This window comes from Stenotrophomonas sp. 115C5, from assembly GCF_056861055.1.
On the sequence record NZ_JBSPUQ010000001.1, the window covers coordinates 665,423 to 685,124 of the forward strand.

Genomic DNA, 19,702 nt, shown 5'->3' on the forward strand with positions numbered 1-19,702 from the left:
CGACTGGAAGGATCTTTCCCCGGGCGGCAGTATAGCCTCCTGATTCAACGGAACGCGTTACGTGGCCACTCCCCTGCCCCAGATCCTGAGCAACCTGCATGCCGCCGCCGAGACCGCGGGCAGGCCCGATCCACGCCTGCTGGCTGTTTCCAAGACCCAACCGGCCGAGGCCGTGGCTGCGCTGGCTGCACAGGGCCAGCATGCCTTCGGCGAAAACTATGTGCAGGAAGCACTGGCCAAGATGCAGGCGCTGCAGCACCTGGCACTGGAATGGCACCTGATCGGCCACCTGCAGTCGAACAAGGCCGATGCCGTGGCCAGCCATTTCGACTGGGTACAGAGCGTGGACCGCCCCAAGCTGGTGACTGCGCTGGCACGCCATCGCCCGGCCGCGCGCGGCCCGCTGAACGTACTGATCCAGGTCAACATCGACGACGAATCCAGCAAGCATGGCTGTGCACCGGAAGAAGTGGATGCACTGGCCGCGGCGATTGCCGCTGAGCCCACCCTGCGCCTGCGCGGACTGATGGCGATTCCCGCGCCGTGGCCCGAGGCCGAGCGCCGTCGGGATGCATTCGTGCGCATGCGCACACTTTTCCAGTCGCTGGCTGCCCAGCACGCGCAGATCGACACGCTGTCGATGGGCATGAGCAGCGACTACGCCGAAGCCATCGCCGAGGGTGCCACCCTGGTGCGGATCGGCACCGCCCTGTTCGGCGCGCGCCCGCGCCCGGCCTGATTTTCCGAGGAGACTTCCATGGCAGCTGATTCCATCACCTTCATCGGCGGCGGCAACATGGCGCGCAGCCTGATCGCCGGCCTGATCCGCCAGGGCACACCCGCCGCGCACATCCACGTCGCCGAACCGGTGGCCGAACTGCGCCAGGCGCTGGCCGCCGACTTCGGTGTGCAGGTGCATGACAACGCCGCAGATGCCGCCGCGCAAGGTGGCACCTGGCTGCTGGCGGTGAAGCCGCAGGTGCTGCGTGAGGTCTGCCAGTCGCTGCGGGCACTGGCCCAGGCAAACCAGCCGTTGGTGGTGTCGATTGCCGCCGGTATCACCAGCGCGCAGCTGGAACGCTGGCTGGGCGGCAACCTGCCGGTAGTGCGCGCGATGCCCAACACCCCGGCCCTGCTCGGCGCCGGCGTGACCGGCCTGTTCGCAACGCCTTCGGTGGATACGCGGCAGCATGCACAGGCCGAGAAGGTGCTGGCCAGTGCCGGGCGCACGGTGTGGATCGACAGCGAGTCGCTGATGGATTCGGTGACTGCCGTCTCCGGCAGCGGACCGGCCTATGTGTTCCTGCTGGCCGAGGCGATGGAAGCGGCGGGTATTGCCCAGGGCCTGCCGGCCGACGCCGCGCGCACGCTGGTGGTGCAGACCCTGCTGGGCGCCTCGCGCATGCTGGATGAGGCTGGTGAGAGCCCGGCGGAACTGCGCCGCCGCGTGACTTCGCCGAACGGCACCACCCAGGCCGCGATCGAGAGCTTCCAGGCCGGTGGCTTCGAGGCGCTGGTGGACACCGCACTGCGCGCCGCGCAGGTGCGTGGGCAGGAACTGTCTGCGGCGAATGATTGATCCCGATGCGTGCCGACCAACGGTCGGCACCCACCGTCATCCACGCCTGGCGTGGATGCTCATTGCCCCAATGTGGTCATGACGAAATCGACGAAGCACTGCAACCGCGGGCGCGGCCTGCGATCGGGCAGGTAGATCAGGTGCATCGGCCGTGGTTCGGGCAGGTAGTCGCGCAGCAGCGGCTTCAACCGACCTGCTGCGATCTCCGCCGCCAGCAGTGCGGTCGGCTGCAACACCAACCCGGCCCCGGCCACCGCGGCTTCGCGCAGCGCGACACCATCGTTGCAGGTGAGCCGCGCCTCCCAGTCCACCTGCTGTCCATTGGCCAACTGCCAGCCATGCCCGCCGCGCCAGGCCAGGTGGCTCAGGCAGTCGTGCCCCTGCAGATCCGCGGGCGTACGCGGCGTGCCGCGCCGGCGCAGGTAGGCTGGCGCCGCACACAGGCTCATCGCATACGGTGGCAGCGGCCGCGCCACCACCTCCTGCGACGGCAGTGGCCCGACCCGGATCGCAACGTCGAAGCCGTCCTCGATCAGGTCCACACGGCGGTTGCTCAGATCCAGTTCGATGTTCAACTGCGGCTGCGCGCGCAGCAGGCCGGCCAGTTGTGGCGCCAGCACGCAGCTGCCCCAGGTGGTGGGTGCGCTGACCCGCAGCAGCCCGCGTGGCTGTATCTGCAGGCCGGCCACATCGGCCTCGGCCTGCTGCACCTGCTCCAGCACCTGCCGGCACCCGGCCAGGTAGGCACTGCCGGCTTCGGTCAGGCGCTGGCGGCGGGTGTTCCGTTGCAGCAACGCGGTGCCCAGGTGCGCCTCCAGCTGCTGAATGTACTTGCCAACCATCACCGCCGAGACCTGCAGCTGTTCGGCGGCCCCCGCAAAGCTCCCGCGCTCGGCCACGGCGACGAAGGCCTGCATGCAGCGAAGGGTATCCATTGCTAATCCAGAGTTAGGAATCTGCGAAGCATACGCCGCTTACCTAACCGCACCGTGACGGCGCAGACTGCGCTTACTCCCTCACGCAAGGAACGGCCATGAAGATCCTCCTCGTCGGTGCCAGCGGCACGCTCGGCCAGGCAGTCGCCCACCAGCTCGGCCAACAGCATCAGATTCTCGCCGCCGGCCGCAGCAGCGGCGAACTGCGCGTGGACCTGACCGATGACGCCAGCGTCGCCGAACTGTTCGCGCGTACCGGCCCGGTCGATGCGGTGATCTCCACCACCGGCTCGGTGCACTTCGGACCGTTGCAGCAGATGACGCCAGCACAGTTCAACATCGGGCTGCAGGACAAGCTGCTGGGGCAGGTGCGGCTGGCACTGGCCGCCCAGTACCACCTCAACGCCGGCGGTTCGATCACCCTGACCAGCGGCATCATCAGCGCCCAACCGATCCGCGATGGCGTCAATGCCACCGCCGTGAACGCCGCACTGGAAGGCTTCGTGCGTGCGGCAGCACTGGAGCTGCTGCCACGTGGCCTGCGCATCAACGTGGTCAGCCCGAACGTGCTGATCGAATCGATGGCGGCGTACGGCCCCTACTTCCCGGGCTTTGAAGCGGTAAGCGCGCAACGCGCGGCGCTGGCCTTCCAGCGTGCAGTGGAAGGCATCCAGAGCGGCGAGACGATCACGGTCTGGTAAGAAAAAAGGGGACGGAGGGGATTAAGTCGTTAATGCACAAACGACATAATCCCCTCCGTCCCCTTTTCGCGGGTCACTCCCAGCGCATCGGGCCGTCGCCGCGTTCGCCGAGGACGTCACCGGGGTTGGCCAGGCGGCAACGCTGCAGCGACAGGCAGCCACAGCCGATGCAGCCGGTCAGTTCGTCGCGCAGCAGTTCCAGCATATGGATGCGCTCCTCCAGCTCGGTGCGCCAGCGCGCGGACAGCTTGGCCCAGTCGGCCTTGGTCGGTGCGCGCCCCTCGGGCAGGCTTTCGAAGGCACGGCCGACGGCTTCCAGTGGCATGCCCACCCGTTGCGCGACACGGATCACGGCCAACCGTCGCAGCACGTCACGGCTGTAGCGACGCTGGTTGCCGGAGGTGCGCAGGCTGCTGATCAGCCCCTTGCGCTCGTAGAAATGCAGCGCGGAAACCGCCACGCCACTGCGCTGGGAGACTTCGCCAACGCTGAGTTCCTGGGAAACCATTGCTTGACCTAAACTGCGGTTGAGGTGGCATGCTGCTATCTTCGCCGCCAGTTGACAAGCGCGGCCCGCATCTGACTCGTATATGTCCCCCACTCTTTCGCCCGCCGACGCCCGTGCGCCGGCTGATACGTCGATCCTGTCCCCGCGCTACCGCGCCACCACCATCGGCATGGTGGCGCTGGTGGCGCTGCATGCCTTCGAAGCCCTGGCGGTGGCGGCGGCCATGCCGACCGTGGCCGAGGCACTGGATGGCCTGCGCCTGTATGCGCTGGCCTTCGGCGGCACCCTGGCCACCAGCGTGATCGGCATGACGCTGGCCGGACGCTGGGCCGACCGCCACGGGCCCGCCAGGCCGCTGTGGTACGGCCTGGCCTGCTTCGTACTGGGCCTGCTGCTGGCCGGCTTCGCGATGCGCATGGGCATGCTGGTGGCCGGGCGGCTGCTGCAGGGTTTCGGCGCGGGCGCGATCTCGGTTTCGCTGTACGTCATGGTCGGCCGCAGCTACCCCGAGCACCTGCAGCCGAAGGTATTCGCCGCGTTCTCGGCCGGTTGGGTGGTGCCATCGATGGTCGGCCCGGCATTGAGCGGCCTGATCGTGCAGCACCTGGGCTGGCGCTGGGTGTTCCTGGCGGTGCCATTGCTGGCGGTTCCGGCGGCCCTGCTGCTGCGCCCGGCACTCACGCGCATGCAGCCCACCGATGGCGGCCTCGCCGACGATGGGCGAGGCAACGTGGTGCGCTGGGCCAGCGGTGCCTCGCTGGCGGCGTTGTTGCTGTACTTCGGCGGCCAGCAGCAGGGAGCAGCGGCCCTGCTCTGTATCGGCGTGGCGATGCTGGCGCTGCTGTTCTGCGTACATCGACTGCTTCCGCCCGGAACACTGGTCCTGCGCCGTGGCCTGCCCAGCGTGATCGCGCTGCGCGGCATCGCGGCGGCCGCATTCTTCGCGTGCGAAGCCTATCTGCCGCTGCTGCTGCAGCGCGAACGCGGACTGTCGCCCAGCTGGGCCGGCGCCGTGCTCAGCCTCGGTGCGCTGGGCTGGTTCGCCGGTTCATGGCTGCAGGGTCACCAGCAGCGTGGCTGGTCGCGCCAGCAGCTGCTGCGCACGGGTACGTCATTGATGACCGTCGGCATCGCCGCCACGCTGGCGGTGCTGTTCAACGTGGTGCCCCTGCCGGTGTCGCTGCTTGGCTGGGCCGTGACCGGCTTCGGCATGGGCATGATCTACGCCAGCCTGTCGGTGCTGACGCTGTCGCTGTCGGCGCCGCAGGAGCAGGGTGCCAACACCTCGGCACTGCAGCTGAGCGAAGCGCTGTCGGTGACCACCGCGCTGGCGGTTTCCGGCGCGCTGTTCGCGTTGTTCGTGCAAAGCGCACCCCACACCGGTTACGTGTTGTGCCTGGCGATCACCTTCTGCCTGGCGCTGCTGGCCACGGTGATCGCGCGGCGGGTGTAACGCCGCCGCATTGCGGGATTGCCGGCCAGAGGCCGGCACTACCGGGTGCCAGTCCCCATGTCATCGATATCCCGGTGCAGGATGCGCCGCACCTCCAGCACCGCCTGCGGGGTCTCCTGCACGCTGTGGCCGGAAATGACCACCTTTTCGGACAATGCACCCGGCAGGTGCGCGCTCCAGTACGGCACCAGCCCGTCATCGGACTTCTCCACCGGCAGTTCCGGTTTGCGCTGGGCGATGATCGAGTGGTACTTCAGGCCCGCTTCGATCGGCAGCTGTGCGGCGGCCTTCACGAACGGATCGCTGGCCTTGAGGTTGTCGATGCTGTTCGGAATCTTCGGCTTGGCGGTGCCATCGACCTGCTGCTCGGCCTGCGCCAGTGCCATGAACACGTCCTCGAACTTGCCGAGAATGGTCAGCGGCAGGCGCACCAGGCGACCGATCAGGCGGCCGACCTTGTTGCCGGCGATGTCGGTACCCTGGTGCGGCGCGGCGATGAAGATCGCACGTTCCACGTTCGGCTGTGCCTTGAAATGCAGCAACGGCCCCAGCTTGTTCTGCACCCGCTTCAGCCGTTCACCCTTCAGGTCGTAGTTGGCCAGCAGGTCATTCCACAGCACGTCGCCCGAGTCGCTCACCAGCAGCCGGGCCAGTACACCGCCCATGCTGTGGCCGATGTAGACCATGTCCTTCGATGCACGCGTGCTGCCGTTGGGGTCGAAATGCTTCAGCGTATCGTTGAACGCATTGGCGATCTCGTAGCGGTTCAGTGCGATCGGCGCATTGGTCGGGTAATAGACCTGCCACACCTGGAACTGCTGGCGCAGCTCGGGATCACCCATGATCTCGTTGGCCAGGTTCACCCAGGCTTCCGGGCTGCTGGCCAGGCCATGCAGCATGAAGATGATGCGCCGGTTCGGGTCCCAAGGCTGCATCAGGTAGATGTGCGGTTCGCCGATGCCCTCGCTCATGCCGAACAGGGTGCGCAGCGACTGCCGGGCGAAGCCACTCTGCGCCAGCCACAGGCCATAGGCCGCGGTGAAGTTGCCGGCCAGCGGTACCTGCTCACCGTGCAGGGTGATGCGCTCGGTGGCTTCCGGCGAATAGGCATCCAGCTCGACCCGGCGCGTGCGCATCACGTCTTCCAGGCTGCTGCCCTCGAAACGCAGCAGTGCGGTGACGTTGATCGAGGACATCTCACTGAACTCGGGCACCGAATCGTCATGGCGATGACGACGGCCACGGTGCGCGTCGTCGCCGTCGTCCTGCGTGGTCTCGGCCTTCGGGCCATCGGGTTCGATCACCGGCGCGACCAGCTTCGGCGGATCCATCACCATCACCAGCTCGGCGCCGAAACCATCGCGGCGATAGGTGCTGCGCAGGCCGACGAAACTGACGGTACCGGCCGGCACCAGCTGCGCCGGGATGCTCTTCAGGTTCAACTGCTGGTAGTTGGAGGCCAGCGACCAGCTGCCGACCGAGACCGGCTTCGTGTAGTCCTCGCCGGCCAATGCCGCCGCACGCGCACGCACGAACAGCACCACCGCTGCTTTCTCGGCCGCGTAGTTGTAGTAGTCGCGCACCTGCGTCTGGCGATCCTCGAAGGCACGGTCGGACGGAGAGCGGCCACTGTAGAACAGGTAGGCATAGGCATAGCGCGCGGCTTCCAGCCAGGCATCCAATGCCGCATCACTCATCGGCGGGTCGCCGGCGGCAGTCTTCTTCGGCGTCATCGCCAGCGCGGCCTTCACCCACAATTCGGACAGCGCCGACAGCCGCTGCTCGACATTGAGGTCATCGGTCATCAGCAGCGTGCTGCGGCAGACCAGGAAGTCCTTCTCGCACTGCGACTCATCCAGGCCTGCTGCGCTGAGCGTTTCGCGCGCGGCCGGGCTGAGCTTGCCGGTGTTGAGCACATCCGCGCGCTTGTTGACCAGCGAATCGCTGGACTTGACCTGCTTGACGGTCACCATCGCACAGCCGCTGCTGCCCAGCAGCAGGAAGGCGGCAAGCAGCGCCGGCAACATGCGCTGCCAGCGGGTCAGAAAGAGTTGGGTCATTACTGCGGGTCCTGCTCGGTGCCGGGCACGCCCTGGCGGATCACGGTGGAGAAGTGCGGGCCATCACCCAGGTCCAGCGCGCGCTGGGTGATGCGGCCCTTGGCATGCAGCTCGGTGTACGGCACGCCTGGAGTGAGCGCGCCGACCTCCTGCGCGTACTCGGCCAGGTAACCGGACAGCAGCAGGCGGTAATCCAGCGGCAGGCGCGGTGCGATGTGGCGGGCCAGGTCGAAGACGATGGTGGTGCAGTTGCTGGTCAGCGTGTTGTAGAAGCCCGGTTTCGCATCCAGTTCCCGGGCCTGTGCGATGTACGCGGCGAACAGTTCCTTCAGCTGCGCGCGGTCCATGCCATGCAGGCGGTACAGGTAGACATCCTCGCCACGCGCGTTGGTGCGTGTGCGGATGATGTCGGTCTCCTCCGACGCCACCAGGGTCATCTCGAACTTGCGGAAGAAGCCGCCCAGCGCCGAGAACGACTCACCACGCTCCTTGCGGATCTCCAGCGAGAACACCACGTGGCGACCGTCCTCGAAGCCGAACGAGATCAGGGTGTGGGCGATGGCCGGGCCCATCCAGTACGACAGCACCAGGTCGGCCGAGCGCAGCTGGTCCAGGTCGTACTCGCGGCGCACCCAGTGTGCGTCGTAGTCGGTTTCGGTGCGCCAGCTGAAGTCACGCACGTTGTCCAGCACGACGTGGCGGCCATCGAAGGACACCACGTGCAGGCGCTGGGCCACATCATCGGCCCACAGCCGGTCCTGGCGCGGCGTCAGCAGCAGCCACCACAGGCCTGCCAGTGCCAGTGATGCCCCGAACGCCAGGCCCAGGCGGCGCGAGGCACGGCCCCGCACGACCCGCCACGATGCCCACAGCGCCACCAGCAGCCACAGCCCGGCAACGCCGGTAACCAGCCAGCCCGGCCCCGGCAACTGATAGGCCAGCAGCCCGGTCACCCACAGCGCCAGCAGCGCCATGGCACTTCCTGTCATCCATCGTCCTGCGGCGTTCACTGGCATCCTGTCGCGGTCTTGAAGCCGCATAGTTAGCCACAAGCGGGTTCACCGTGGCATCTACGGCCCGTTCAGGCAGGCCGGCGCACCGTCGGCGGCGGCCTCTGCGGCTTCGTTTCACCTCATAGGAGCACTGATGGGCATCACGTCCGTGGCCGGCGTTCCGGTCCAACCCCGGCACCGCGCGACCTGCCACTGCGGCACGGTCGAGCTGCTGCTGGACCTGCCTGATGGCATCGTCGACCCGCGCCGCTGTGACTGCTCGATGTGCCGCCGCCGTGGCGCCATCGCCGCCAGCGTCACACGCGCGGGCCTGCTGGTGGTGCGCGGGCAGAACCACCTGCAGCTGTACCAGTTCAACACGCATGTGGCCGAGCACTATTTCTGCGGCGTGTGCGGCATCTACACCCACCACCGGCGTCGTTCCAACCCGGACCAGTACGGCTACAACGTGGCCTGCCTGGAGGGCATCGACCCGTTCGCACTGGGCATCATTCCGGTCAACGACGGGGTCAACCACCCGGCCGACCGCGGCGACTAGCCTAGTGGCGCGTCCGCCGTGGCGGCGCGGCGACCTTCTGCCACGGCGCCATGCCACTGCGGCCCGCCCGCACGGGGCGTTTCAGCCAGGGCCGACGGGGCGTCGCCTGTGGTTCGGCAGCAACCGGGGGAGGGACAGGTCTGCGGCCGGGCCAGAGATGATCGAGCAGCCACATGGCGGGTCTCCGTGGGGGACGGGGACGACCTACGCTAGCGACACCTGGGCAAAGGACGGGTGATGGCGCTGCGGTAGCCAGATGACAGCCGCGCCCCCCCTCAGTCCTGCGGCCGTGACCGGCCGAGGCGGCGCACCAGCACGAAGAACAACGGCACCAGCACCACCGCCAGCACCGTGCCGGAGACCATGCCGCCAATCACGCTCATGCCGATCTCACGGCGACTGACCGCACCGGCACCGGTGGCCAACGCCAACGGAATCACACCGGCCACAAAGGCCAACGACGTCATCACGATCGGACGCAGGCGCAGGCGTGCGCCCTGCAGCGCCGCCTCCACCGCAGAACTGCCGGCGCGATAACGGGCCTCGGCAAACTCAACGATCAGGATCGCATTCTTGGCTGACAGGCCGATGGTGGTCAGCAGGCCGACCTGGAAGTAGATGTCGTTGACGAAGCCCGCCGCCGTGGTCGCCAGCACGGTACCGATCACGCCCAAGGGGATCACCAGCACCACCGCCACCGGTACCGTCCAGCTCTCATAGAGCGCCGCCAGGCACAGGAAAATGAAAGCGATGGAGGCGGTGTACAGCCACAGCGTCTGGTTGCTGGCCAGTTGCTCCTGGTAGGACAGGCCGCTCCACTGCAGGTCGAATCCGGGTTGATCGGCAACCAGCGCCTGCATGCGCTGCATCGCCTCGCCCGAGCTACGCCCTTCCGCGGCGCTGCCCTGGATCTGCATCGCCGGCAGGCCGTTGAAACGCTGCTGCAGCTGCGGCCCGCGCGCCCAGTGGCTGCTGGCGAAGCTGGCGAACGAGGCCATCTGGCCATTGCCACCGCGCACATACCACTGGCCGATGTCGTCGGGCACGCTGCGGTAGGGCTGGTCACCCTGCATGTAGACCCGCTTGACCCGGCCACGGTCGAGGAAGTCGTTGATGTAGCTGCCGCCCCAGGCCGCCGACAGGGTGGAATTGATATCGGCCTGGGACAGCCCCAGCGCGCTGGCCTGCGCATGGTCGATGTCCAGCCGCAGCTCGGCCTTGTCGCCGAGGCCGTTCAGGCGCACCGAGGTGAGCCCATCGTCTTCGCCGGCCGCACGCACCACCTGTTCCTGCGCTGCCTGCAGGGCCACGCGCCCGGCCGCACTGGTGTCCTGCAACCACAGTTCGAAGCCGCTGGACTGGCCCAGTCCACGCACTGCCGGCGGTGCCAGTACATTGACCCTGGCATCCGGCAAGCTGCGGAAGTAGGCATTGGCACGCGTGATGATCGCCGCAGCGGTGTTGTCGCCCGTGCGCTCATCCCAGGGTTTCAGGGCGAGAAAACCCTGCCCCGCGTTCTGGCCGGTGCCGGCATTGTTGCGGCCGACCACCACGAACACCACGTCCAGGTTCTGCTTCTCGTGCTCCATGAAGTAGCGGCTGATCTGCTCGCCCAGCGCTTCGGTACGCGCCATCGGCGTGCCCTCCGGCGTGGAGAACTGGAAGGTCACCTGTCCCTGGTCTTCCACCGGCAGGAAGCCGGTGGGCATGCGCGCGTACAACGCTATCATGGCGACCACCAGCAGCAGGTAGAACGCCATCCAGCGCCGCGGCCGGGCGACCACGCCACCGAGCTTTCCCTGATAGGCCAACTGGCTGCGCTCGACTCCTCGGTTGAACGCCCTGAAGAAGCGGCCCTGCGGTTTCTGCGCCGAAGATGGCTTGAGCAGGGTCGCGCACAGCGCCGGGGTCAGCGTCAGCGCGACCAGCGCCGACAGCGCCATCGCAGATGCAATGGTGATCGAGAACTGGCGGTAGATGATGCCGGTGGAACCACCGAACAGGGCCATCGGCAGGAACACCGCGCCCAGCACCACGGTGATGCCGATCAGCGCGCCGGTGATCTCGCCCATCGATTTTTCGGTGGCCTCGCGTGGCGGCAGGTGCTCGTCGTGGATGATGCGCTCCACGTTCTCCACCACCACGATCGCATCGTCGACCAGCAGGCCGATCGCCAGCACCATCGCGAACAGGGTGAGCGTGTTGATCGTGAATCCGGCGACCGCCAGCACGCCGAACGTGCCCAGCAGCACCACCGGCACCGTGATCGCGGGGATCAACGTGGCACGCAGGTTCTGCAGGAACAGGAACATCACCACGACCACCAGCACGATGGCTTCGATGAGGGTATGGATGACCCCCTCGATCGAGACCCGCACGAACGGTGTGCTGTCACGCGGATAGGCCACCTGCAGCCCCGGCGGGAAGGTCGGCCGCAGCCGTTCGATCTCCGCGCGCACGGCATCGGCAGTGGCCAGTGCATTGGCACCGGAGGCCAGGGTTACCGAGAAGCCGGCCGCCGGATAGCCGTTGAGATAGCTGCTGGTCTGGTAGTTCTCGGCACCGATCTCCACCCGTGCCACGTCGCCCAGATGCACTGCAGCGCCGTTGGGAAGCGTGCGCAGGATGATCGCGCGGAACTGTTCGGGCGTCTGCAGCCGCGACTGTGCGGTGACGGTGGCATTCAGGCCCTGCGTTGCGCTGGATGGCAACGCCCCCAGCTCACCGGCCGTGACCTGGGTGTTCTGGGCTTGGATGGCCGTGCGCACGTCCGCCGGCATCAGGTCGTAGGCGCGCAGCTTGTGCGGGTCCAGCCACACGCGCATCGCATACGCCGAGCCGAACACATTGATCTCGCCCACACCCGGAATGCGGCTGATCGGATCCTGCACGTTGCTGACCAGGAAGTCGGAAACGTCCACCCGTTCCATGCGCCGGCTGGTGTCATACAGCGAGACCACCATCAACGAATCGCCCTGCGACTTGGCGACCGTCACGCCCTGCTGCTGCACTTCCTGCGGCAGCCGGTTGATGGCCTGGTTGACGCTGTTCTGCACCTGGACCTGGGCGATATCCGGATTGGCGCTCTGGTCGAAGGTGACCGTGATCCGCGCCTGTCCCGATGACGAACTGGTGGATGAGAAGTACAGCAGGTGATCGATGCCCTTGATCTGCTGTTCGATCACCTGGGTGACGCTGTCTTCCACCGTCTGCGCCGAGGCGCCGGTGTAGTTGGCGGTGATGTTGACCTGCGGCGGTGCGATGTCCGGGTACTGTTCGACCGGCAGCTGGCTGACGGCAATCGCGCCGAACGCCATGATGCAGATCGCCAGCACCCAGGCGAACACCGGGCGATGGATGAAGAAGCGCGGCAACATGGGCTCAGTCCTTCCCGGCGGCTGCCGGCGCGACTGCCGCAGCCGGCTTCACCTGCACCGCCATGCCATCGGAGAGCCCCTGTGCGCCGGCCACGACCACCCGTTCTCCGGCAGCGATGCCATCCAGCACCAGCCACTGGTCGCCAATCGCCCGCGCGGTACGGAACAGGCGCAGCTTCGCCTTGCCGCCCTCGTCCACCACCCACACCTGCGCCTCGCCCTTCGGGCTGCGGTCCACCGCAGACTGCGGCACCAGCAGCGCCTGCTGCTGCGTGCCCTGCCCCACCTGTGCCCGCACATACATTCCCGGCAGCAGCTGCCCGGCGGGATTGGGAAAACGTGCACGCAGGGTGATGCTGCCGGTTTCCTGCTGCACGTCGATATCGGCAAATTCCAGGGTGCCGGGCAACGGATACGCACTGCCATCGGACAGGCGCAGCCGCACCGCAGCGGTGGTGGCCTGCACGCCACCGTCGGCGATCGCGCGGCGCAGGGCCAGATACTCGTTGCTGGACTGGGTGATGTCCACGTTCATCGGGTCGACCTGCTGGATCCGCGCCAGCGGGTCGGCCTGGCCGGAGGTGACCAGCGCACCCGGTGTGAACAGCGCACGGCCGATGCGCCCGGCAATCGGCGCGGTCACCGTGGCGAAGCCAAGCCGCGTACGTGCGGTATCCAGGCTCGCCTGTGCCGCCTGCACCGCGGCTGCGGCCTGCTGCCCGCTGGCGATGGCGTCATCCACGTCCTGGCGCGCGGCCAGCTGCTCGCCGCCCAGCGCCTGCATCCGTTGCGCGCGCAGGCGTGCGGTGACTGCCGCCGCTTCGGCGGTTTTCAGGTTGGCCTGAGCCTGATTCAGCGCCGCCTGGTACAGGGCCGGTTCGATCTGGAACAAAGGCTGCCCGGCACGCACGGTTTCGCCCTCCTCGAACAGGCGTTTCACCAGCACGCCATCCACCTGCGGGCGCACATCCGACTCCTGCGATGCGATGGTTCGCCCCGGCAGCTCCTGTTCCATCGCCAGCGGCCTTTCCTGCAGGGTCAGCACCTCCACCTGGTGAAGCCTGCCGGCCGGCTTGGGCGCATCCTTGCCGCAGGCCGTCAACAGGCCGAGCAGAACGAGCGCAAGCAGCAGCGGCCGTCGGAGCCGCGGTGGCCGGGCGTGGTGTGGCAACGGGGTGGGCAGGAGGTTCATCGGGTGCCGGGGTTCCGCGCGCCGGGGGGAGACGCTCGGCGCCGAATATAGAAGACCCGTGCGCGGAATCCGGCGAATCGCGCATGAAACATTTTTCATTTGCAGTCACCGCGAGCGGTTGCGAGGATGGCAGCCATCCAACCTGCACACTGGCCCATGCCGCGCGTACTCACCATCGAGGACGATCTTGTCACTGCGGAGGAAATCGCAACCGAGCTGCGCAGCCATGGCTTCGAGGTCGACGTTGCCGTTGATGGCACTGCCGGCCTCGCATTGGCGCGTGCGGGCGACTACGCGGTGATCACCCTGGACCGCATGCTGCCCGGCATTGATGGCCTGGCGCTGGTCACTGCGCTGCGGCGCGAAGGAATCGTCACCCCCGTACTGATGATCAGCGCGCTGTCGGACGTGGACGAGCGCGTGCGTGGCCTGCGTGCAGGCGGCGACGATTACCTGACCAAGCCGTTCGCCTCGGATGAGATGGCGGCCCGCGTGGAGGTATTGATCCGTCGCCAGAGCCAGGCTGCCGCCATCGACAACGTACTGCGCGCCGGTGACCTGGAACTGGACCTGATGACCCGTTCGGCGCGACGCGGGGGCCACGAGATTGCGCTGCTGCCCACCGAGTTCAAACTGCTCGAATTCCTGGTCCGCAATGCCGGCCAGGTGGTCACCCGCAGCATGCTGTTCCAGGAAGTCTGGGGCTATCACTTCGACCCCGGCACCAACCTGATCGACGTCCACATCGGCCGCGTGCGCAAGCGCATCGAGCAGCCGGGCCGCCCGCAACCCATCACCACCGTACGTGGAACCGGCTATGTCTTCGATGCGCAATCCTGACCAGTGGCGCTCGTCCAGCAGCCGCCTGCTCGGGTTGTACTGCATCCTGTTCGTGGCCTGGTCGAGCCTGCTGCTGGGGGTGATGTACTGGCGCATCTCGGACTACCTCAATGACCTGACCGAATCCGGCCTGCAGCAGCGCGCCCATCTGTTCATGGCATTCGACGGCCAGGCACTGGACGATGCGTTGCGCGACAGCCAGCGCTTCGACCTGCACCAGGTCTATACCTACGGATTGTTCAGCGGCGACGGCGCGCCATTGGCTGGACCGCTGACCGCCATCCCAGCGGGACTGCCGCTGGATGGCAGCTCGCACCCGGTGGAAGGCTGGACATTGGTCGATGGAAAGCACGAGAGCGGCGGCAGCGCGCTTGGCGTAGCGACCCGGGATGGGCGGACGCTGGTGTTCGTGCGCCAGAACGGCAAGCTCATGGCGGTCAACAGCATCATTCTCGATGCACTGCTGTGGGGCGTGTCGCTGACCGTCATCCCTGGCCTGGTCGGCTGGCATCTGCTGCGCCGACGCCCGCTGAAGCGGATCCAGCAGATCGAAGCGGCCACCAGCCGCATCGTCGCCGGCGACCTCGGCCAGCGCCTGCCGGTATCCAACCGTCGCGACGAGATCGATCGGCTGTCGAGCATCGTCAATGCCATGCTGGAACGCATCGAGCAGCTGATGACCGAGGTCAAAGGCGTGTGCGACAGCATCGCCCATGATCTGCGCACCCCGCTCACCCGACTGCGGGCGCATCTGTACCGCATGCGCGTCGGCCTGGACGAACAGGATCCGCATGCAGACCCGCTGGACAGGGCATTGGCGGAAACGGACATGCTGATGGCGCGCTTCACCGCGCTGCTGCGGGTATCCGAACTGGAAAGCCACCAGCGGCGTTCGGCCTTCGACGAGGTCGACCTAGCCGAGCTGCTGCAGGAACTGCACCAGTTCTACCTGCCACTGGCCGAAGAGAAGCAGCAGTTGCTGGAACTGCAGGTGGATCCACAGGTCGGCCTGCTGCGCGGCGACCGTGAGCTGTTGTTCGAAGCGGTGGCGAACCTGCTGTCCAACGCCCTGCAGTTCACCCCTGCGCACGGCCGCATCCTGCTGCGTGCGGTCGATGATCACGGCGCGCCGAGGATCGATGTGATCGACAATGGACCCGGCATCCCGCCGCAGGATCGCACGCTGATCTACCAGCGCTTCTTCCGCGGCAGCAGCAGTGCCGGCCAGGGACCTGGATTCGGCTTGGGCCTGTCGATCGTGGCTGCTATTGCCGGCCTGCACGGCTTCCGGCTGCGCGCGGGCAGCGCCCCGGGCGGCGGCGCCTGGCTGAGCATCCGCGGCGCCTCGGACGGCCTGCCCTGACACCGGGCCTGGGTAACTCAATCGCATTTGGGAATCATTTGTATTTGCAGACACGCATCCGGATAATCCGCCGTCACCGCCTTCCCGGATTCCTGACGATGCCCGCCCTGTCGCCGCGCCGCCCGCTGCTGTACACGCTCGCCCTGCCCACCCTGCTGGCCTCGGCCATCGCCCAGGCCCAGGACGGCCCGGCGGCACGCACCCTGGACAAGGTGACCGTGGTGGCCGAGCGGGCCAGCACCGCGACCAAGACCGACACCGCCCTGACCGAGACGCCGCAGGCGATCAGCGTGGTCACCCAGCAGCTGTTCACCGATCGCGGCGCGCACAACCTGCAGGAAGTGCTGCGCTACAGCGCCGGCGTCACCGCCGATGCCTGGGGCCTGGATACCCGCAACGACGCGACCTCGGTACGCGGGCTGGACCCCGTGCAGTACCAGGATGGCCTGCGCCGCAGCTACGGGTTCAGCCCGCTCGCCCGCCCGGAGATCTACGGCCTGGAACGCGTGGAAGTACTGCGCGGCCCGTCCTCGGTGCTGTACGGTGCCGGCGCCACCGGCGGCATCATCAATGTGATGAGCAAGCGCCCGACCTTTGGCACCCTCACGGGCGAGGTCGGCGTGCAGTTCGGCAGCTTCGACCGCAGGCAGCTGCAGGGTGACATTGGCGGCGCCTTGAACGATGCCGGTACGGTTGCCGGTCGCTTCGTCGGGCTGATGCGTGAATCGAACATGCAGACCGATGTACTCAACGATGACCGCATCTACCTGGCGCCCTCGATCAGCTGGCGCGGCGAACGCAGCACGCTGACCCTGCTGGCCAGCTACCAGCACGACAGGACCGGCTCCAGCCAGCAGTTCCTGCCGCTGGCAGCGACCCTGCTGGCGCCGCCGGGCCGCCGCCTGGACACCTCCACCTTCATCGGCCACCCCGGCTTTGATCGCATCGATTCGCGCGTCTACAGCCTGACCGCGCTGTTCGACCACAGCTTCAATGACGTGCTCAGCCTGCGCTCGGCGGTGCGTTACATCGATGGCAGGACCACCCTGCAGCAGATGTACGTGGACAGCTACAGCAATCCGGCAGATCCCTTCATCGACGCCGACCGCCGCGTGGTCAACCGCACCGCCTACGGCACCCGCCCCGACGTGCAGATCTTCAGCGCCGACAATGCGCTGCAGTTCGATTTCGCCACCGGTGCCTTCCAGCATCTGCTGCTGGCCGGTGTGGACTACAGCCAGTACAAGGAGCAGCTGCAGCGGCTGGACGCCACCGGCACGCCGATCGACATCTACACCCCGGTATCGGTCGCACCGATCGTGCGTGGCTGGGATCGTCAGCCGGACCAGACCTCCACCCAGCTGGGTGTCTATGTGCAGGACCAGATCCGCTGGGCCGACCGCGTCTCGCTGGTGCTGGGCGCGCGCCGCGACCATGCGCGCTCGAAGACCGAAGGCCAACCCAGCCAGACCGACAACGCCACCACCTACCGCGCCGGCCTGATCGGTGACCTCGGCGCCGGAGTATCGCCCTACCTGAGCTACAGCGAATCGTTCCTGCCGGTCACTGGCCAGGACCTGTTCGGCCAGGCCTTCAAACCAATGCGTGGCCGCCAGAGCGAGGCCGGCATCAAGTGGCAACCGGCACGCAATCTGCTGCTGACGATGGCGGCGTACCGCATCACCGAAACCAACCGGCAGACCAACGATCCGGACAACGTGCTGAACGTGGTGCAGACCGGGCAGATCCGCTCCAAGGGCCTCGAGCTGGAAGGCCAGTTCCAGTTCGCCAACGACCTGACGATCACCGCCGCCGTCGCGCGCAATGAGGCCGAAGTCAGCCGCAGCAACTTCGCGCTGGAAGTGGGCCAGCGCCTCAACGACACCCCACAGGACCTGGCCTCGGCCTGGGTGTCCAAGGGCTTCCAGCTGGACGATGCCGCACGCCTGCGCCTGGGCCTGGGCGTGCGCCATGTCGGCAATACGGCGTCGCTGGGCAATGGCGGGCGCATCATCACCCCCAGCTACACGTTGGCCGATGCATTGGTGGAAGTGCAGGTGACCGACTGGACGATGGCATTGAACATCACCAACCTCACCGACAAGCGCTACTACGCCCCGTGCCGCACGTTTGGCGACTGCTTCGCCGGCTACCCGCGCGTAGTCACCGGCACCATCAGCTATCGGTTCTGACCGAGGATCACGCTGACCGCCGATTCAGCAGGTGAACCGGCGGCTCAGCCGCGGGCAGGCAGCTTCGCCACGTCCAGGAAATTGCGCAGCACCGGCGACGCCTGTTCCGGGCGCGTGGAAAACTGCAGGGCGAAACGGGCGGCTTCGCCCTCCAGCACGCGGTAGACGATCTCCTGCGGACGAAAGCTGGCCATGCTGGCCGGCACGATCGCCACGCCGGCGTCCACCGCCACCAGCGACAACACCGCGTGCATGCCCTGCGCTTCCTGTACCACGCGCGGGGTGAATCCCGCCGCCGTGCACAGGCCCAGCACCTGCGCATGGAAGCCGATGCCCTCGCCCGCCGGCCACGAAACGAACGGTTCATCAGCCAGCATCGCCACACTGACCTCCGCCGCATCGGCCAACGCATGTGCACGCGGCAGCGCAATCGCCAGGCGGTCGTGGTCGAAGTCGTGCAGCACCAGCTCGGCGGTGGGAATCGGTGGAATCAGCACGCCTACGTCGATGCGCTGCTCACGCAGCCACAACTGCTGCTGGCGCGAGGTGGCTTCCTGCAGGTGCAACTGCACCTGCGGGTACTGCTGGCGGAAGCGGCGGATCAAACCTGGCAGGCGGCCATACAGCGCACTGCCGACATAGCCTACGCGCAGGCAGCCAGACTGTCCGCTCGCCGCCTCGCGCGTGCGCTGCAACGCCTGCTCAGCCTGCCGCAGCGTTGCACGTGCCTCCACCAGCAACGTCTGCCCGGCCACGGTCAGGCCCAGCGTGCGGTTGCCGCGCACGATCAATTCACTTCCGAGTTCGTCTTCCAGCCGACGTATTGCCGCCGTCAGCGGTGGCTGCGACATGTGCAGGCGGGCCGCAGCGCGGTGGAAATGCAGTTCTTCGGCCACGGCCACGAACTGGCGAAGCAGGCGCAGATCGATCATCTGGGAGCAGGCAGTGAAAACCTGCCTAGGGTACGCCCTCAGCCGCGCGCGTCCACGCTGGCGCGGGCAATGGCCGGCCACTGCAGCGCCACCGACTCGATGCTGTCGGCACTGACCGCACGCAGATCGCGCGGATACGCCACGTGCTCGGCCTCCTGCAGGCGCAGTGCGTGGAACTGGCCATTGCTTGCGCGCAGCACCCAGCCGCCGTCCTGGCAGCGTGTGGATGCCAGATAGGCCACACCTTGCGCAACAGCTTCCGGATGCAGCTCATCGGGCTCACCCTCGATGCCCCACATGCGCGTCTTTGCCACCGGCGAAACCGCATTGACCACGATGCCATGCTCCGCGCCCTCCAGCGCCAGCACATTGACCAGGCCAAGCGCCGCCAGCTTGCCCATCGCATAGGCGGACAGTCCGCGCTGTGCGTACTGCGGATACAGCGCGCGATCCGACGTCGTGATGACGATGCGGCCACCGCCCGCCGCGCGCATCGCCGGCCATGCCGCCTGCGCCAGCCACAGCGGCGTCTTCGCCGCCAGGCACAGCATCTGCTCCAGCGCCTCGTCCTCGATCGCTTCCAGTGGCTGGTACTCGACCCAGCCCGCGTTGTGGATCAGGAAGTCGATGCGGCCGTGCGCCTGCAGCAGTTCCTGCACCAGCGCATGGCAACCGCTGCGATGATCGATGGGACCGCTTGCGGCCTGTACCGCCAGACCCTGCCCCTGCAGCGCCTCGACGCTGCGAAGGATGCGCTGCGGATCGGCGCCTCGGCCATCGGTACCGGCACCGACGTCATGCATCACCACCTGCGCACCGCGCTCGGCCAGCAGGCGACTGTAGGCCAGGCCCAACCCACCCGCGGCACCGGTCACCAGGCCCACCTGGCCCTCGAAGGAAATACGGGAAATCGGCTTCATGGGCACAGCTTCGGCCAAGCGCACTGCCCCGGCCAATACCGTTGACCACCGCCCACGATACGCACCCGCTATCACCGGAAAAAGGGACGGAGGGAGTTA

15 protein-coding genes and 1 pseudogene are annotated in these 19,702 nt (G+C 67.3%); 8 read left to right on the forward strand and 8 right to left on the reverse strand.

All coding sequences use genetic code 11. The features are described from left to right. The first annotated feature begins 61 nt into the window (after positions 1-61). Positions 62-739, forward strand: a complete 678-nt coding sequence (locus AC13FN_RS03100) for a YggS family pyridoxal phosphate-dependent enzyme (protein ID WP_428702596.1) — start codon at positions 62-64, stop codon at positions 737-739. 18 nt (positions 740-757) lie between these two features. Beyond that, complete coding sequence (gene proC, locus AC13FN_RS03105; protein ID WP_049434418.1) at positions 758-1,579, forward strand: pyrroline-5-carboxylate reductase; 822 nt, start codon at positions 758-760, stop codon at positions 1,577-1,579. 59 nt (positions 1,580-1,638) lie between these two features. Here proC and AC13FN_RS03110 read toward each other — a convergent pair whose 3' ends face one another. Then, entirely contained in the window at positions 1,639-2,514 is an 876-nt protein-coding gene (locus AC13FN_RS03110; protein ID WP_049434416.1) for a LysR family transcriptional regulator, read from the reverse strand. A 92-nt stretch (positions 2,515-2,606) separates the two neighbouring features. On the opposite strand from AC13FN_RS03110, the pseudogene AC13FN_RS03115 reads away from it, so the two are divergent. Further along, positions 2,607-3,215 (forward strand): annotated as a pseudogene (locus AC13FN_RS03115) (short chain dehydrogenase); the annotation flags it as partial. A 73-nt stretch (positions 3,216-3,288) separates the two neighbouring features. Here AC13FN_RS03115 and soxR read toward each other — a convergent pair. Next, positions 3,289-3,723 carry a redox-sensitive transcriptional activator SoxR gene (gene soxR / locus AC13FN_RS03120; RefSeq protein ID WP_019336938.1) on the reverse strand — a complete coding sequence of 145 codons (435 nt, stop codon included), beginning with the start codon at positions 3,721-3,723 and terminating at the stop codon, positions 3,289-3,291. Positions 3,724-3,805: 82 nt separating this feature from the next. Here soxR and AC13FN_RS03125 point away from each other — a divergent pair, with 82 nt between their 5' ends. Next, the gene (locus AC13FN_RS03125) at positions 3,806-5,176 is read left to right on the forward strand and encodes an MFS transporter (protein ID WP_049434412.1); all 1,371 of its coding nucleotides are present in this window, start codon (positions 3,806-3,808) and stop codon (positions 5,174-5,176) included. Between the two features lie 38 nt (positions 5,177-5,214). Here the strand turns inward: AC13FN_RS03125 and AC13FN_RS03130 are convergent, their stop codons facing one another. Together AC13FN_RS03130 and AC13FN_RS03135 are read right to left on the reverse strand one after the other, a co-directional pair. Next, entirely contained in the window at positions 5,215-7,236 is a 2,022-nt protein-coding gene (locus AC13FN_RS03130; RefSeq protein WP_049434409.1) for an esterase/lipase family protein, read from the reverse strand. Continuing rightward, entirely contained in the window at positions 7,236-8,210 is a 975-nt protein-coding gene (locus AC13FN_RS03135; protein ID WP_100051461.1) for an Lnb N-terminal periplasmic domain-containing protein, read from the reverse strand. The genes AC13FN_RS03130 and AC13FN_RS03135 overlap by 1 nt, the downstream gene beginning before the upstream one ends. Positions 8,211-8,382: 172 nt before the next feature. Here AC13FN_RS03135 and AC13FN_RS03140 point away from each other — a divergent pair, with 172 nt between their 5' ends. Then, a complete protein-coding gene (locus tag AC13FN_RS03140; protein WP_054171145.1) occupies positions 8,383-8,787 on the forward strand; it encodes a GFA family protein in 405 nt (134 codons plus the stop codon). A 275-nt stretch (positions 8,788-9,062) separates the two neighbouring features. On the opposite strand, the gene AC13FN_RS03145 is transcribed toward AC13FN_RS03140, so the two are convergent. Both AC13FN_RS03145 and AC13FN_RS03150 read right to left on the reverse strand, forming a co-directional pair. Continuing rightward, a complete protein-coding gene (locus tag AC13FN_RS03145; protein WP_054171144.1) occupies positions 9,063-12,164 on the reverse strand; it encodes an efflux RND transporter permease subunit in 3,102 nt (1,033 codons plus the stop codon). 4 nt (positions 12,165-12,168) lie between these two features. Then, positions 12,169-13,356: an efflux RND transporter periplasmic adaptor subunit gene (locus AC13FN_RS03150; protein ID WP_054171143.1), complete on the reverse strand. Its 1,188-nt coding sequence runs from the start codon at positions 13,354-13,356 to the stop codon at positions 12,169-12,171. 156 nt (positions 13,357-13,512) lie between these two features. On the opposite strand from AC13FN_RS03150, the gene AC13FN_RS03155 reads away from it, so the two are divergent. From AC13FN_RS03155 to AC13FN_RS03165, 3 genes are all read left to right on the forward strand, one after another. Further along, on the forward strand, positions 13,513-14,196 hold the full coding sequence (locus AC13FN_RS03155; RefSeq protein ID WP_049434398.1) for a response regulator transcription factor: 684 nt from the start codon (positions 13,513-13,515) through the stop codon (positions 14,194-14,196). Continuing rightward, a complete protein-coding gene (locus AC13FN_RS03160; protein ID WP_100049895.1) occupies positions 14,183-15,559 on the forward strand; it encodes a sensor histidine kinase in 1,377 nt (458 codons plus the stop codon). Before AC13FN_RS03155 ends, AC13FN_RS03160 begins: the two co-directional genes overlap by 14 nt. 98 nt (positions 15,560-15,657) lie before the next feature. Then, positions 15,658-17,751 carry a TonB-dependent siderophore receptor gene (locus AC13FN_RS03165; RefSeq protein WP_049434395.1) on the forward strand — a complete coding sequence of 698 codons (2,094 nt, stop codon included), beginning with the start codon at positions 15,658-15,660 and terminating at the stop codon, positions 17,749-17,751. Between the two features lie 44 nt (positions 17,752-17,795). On the opposite strand, the gene AC13FN_RS03170 is transcribed toward AC13FN_RS03165, so the two are convergent. Both AC13FN_RS03170 and AC13FN_RS03175 read right to left on the reverse strand, forming a co-directional pair. Continuing rightward, on the reverse strand, positions 17,796-18,683 hold the full coding sequence (locus AC13FN_RS03170; protein WP_049434392.1) for a LysR family transcriptional regulator: 888 nt from the start codon (positions 18,681-18,683) through the stop codon (positions 17,796-17,798). 38 nt (positions 18,684-18,721) lie between these two features. Continuing rightward, positions 18,722-19,603: an SDR family NAD(P)-dependent oxidoreductase gene (locus AC13FN_RS03175; protein ID WP_049434390.1), complete on the reverse strand. Its 882-nt coding sequence runs from the start codon at positions 19,601-19,603 to the stop codon at positions 18,722-18,724. Positions 19,604-19,702: the final 99 nt, after the last annotated feature.

What these genes read in the sequence shown, in the direction of transcription:
- AC13FN_RS03175 (WP_049434390.1), bottom strand. Translation starts at nt 19,603, where the DNA reads ATGAAGCCGATTTCCCGTATTTCCTTCGAGGGCCAGGTGGGCCTGGTG.
- proC (WP_049434418.1), top strand. Translation starts at nt 758, where the DNA reads ATGGCAGCTGATTCCATCACCTTCATCGGCGGCGGCAACATGGCGCGC.
- AC13FN_RS03165 (WP_049434395.1), top strand. Translation starts at nt 15,658, where the DNA reads ATGCCCGCCCTGTCGCCGCGCCGCCCGCTGCTGTACACGCTCGCCCTG.
- AC13FN_RS03135 (WP_100051461.1), bottom strand. Translation starts at nt 8,210, where the DNA reads ATGGCGCTGCTGGCGCTGTGGGTGACCGGGCTGCTGGCCTATCAGTTG.
- AC13FN_RS03140 (WP_054171145.1), top strand. Translation starts at nt 8,383, where the DNA reads ATGGGCATCACGTCCGTGGCCGGCGTTCCGGTCCAACCCCGGCACCGC.
- AC13FN_RS03110 (WP_049434416.1), bottom strand. Translation starts at nt 2,514, where the DNA reads ATGGATACCCTTCGCTGCATGCAGGCCTTCGTCGCCGTGGCCGAGCGC.
- AC13FN_RS03155 (WP_049434398.1), top strand. Translation starts at nt 13,513, where the DNA reads ATGCCGCGCGTACTCACCATCGAGGACGATCTTGTCACTGCGGAGGAA.
- AC13FN_RS03160 (WP_100049895.1), top strand. Translation starts at nt 14,183, where the DNA reads ATGCGCAATCCTGACCAGTGGCGCTCGTCCAGCAGCCGCCTGCTCGGG.
- AC13FN_RS03125 (WP_049434412.1), top strand. Translation starts at nt 3,806, where the DNA reads ATGTCCCCCACTCTTTCGCCCGCCGACGCCCGTGCGCCGGCTGATACG.
- AC13FN_RS03145 (WP_054171144.1), bottom strand. Translation starts at nt 12,164, where the DNA reads ATGTTGCCGCGCTTCTTCATCCATCGCCCGGTGTTCGCCTGGGTGCTG.
- AC13FN_RS03150 (WP_054171143.1), bottom strand. Translation starts at nt 13,356, where the DNA reads ATGAACCTCCTGCCCACCCCGTTGCCACACCACGCCCGGCCACCGCGG.
- soxR (WP_019336938.1), bottom strand. Translation starts at nt 3,723, where the DNA reads ATGGTTTCCCAGGAACTCAGCGTTGGCGAAGTCTCCCAGCGCAGTGGC.
- AC13FN_RS03170 (WP_049434392.1), bottom strand. Translation starts at nt 18,683, where the DNA reads ATGATCGATCTGCGCCTGCTTCGCCAGTTCGTGGCCGTGGCCGAAGAA.
- AC13FN_RS03130 (WP_049434409.1), bottom strand. Translation starts at nt 7,236, where the DNA reads ATGACCCAACTCTTTCTGACCCGCTGGCAGCGCATGTTGCCGGCGCTG.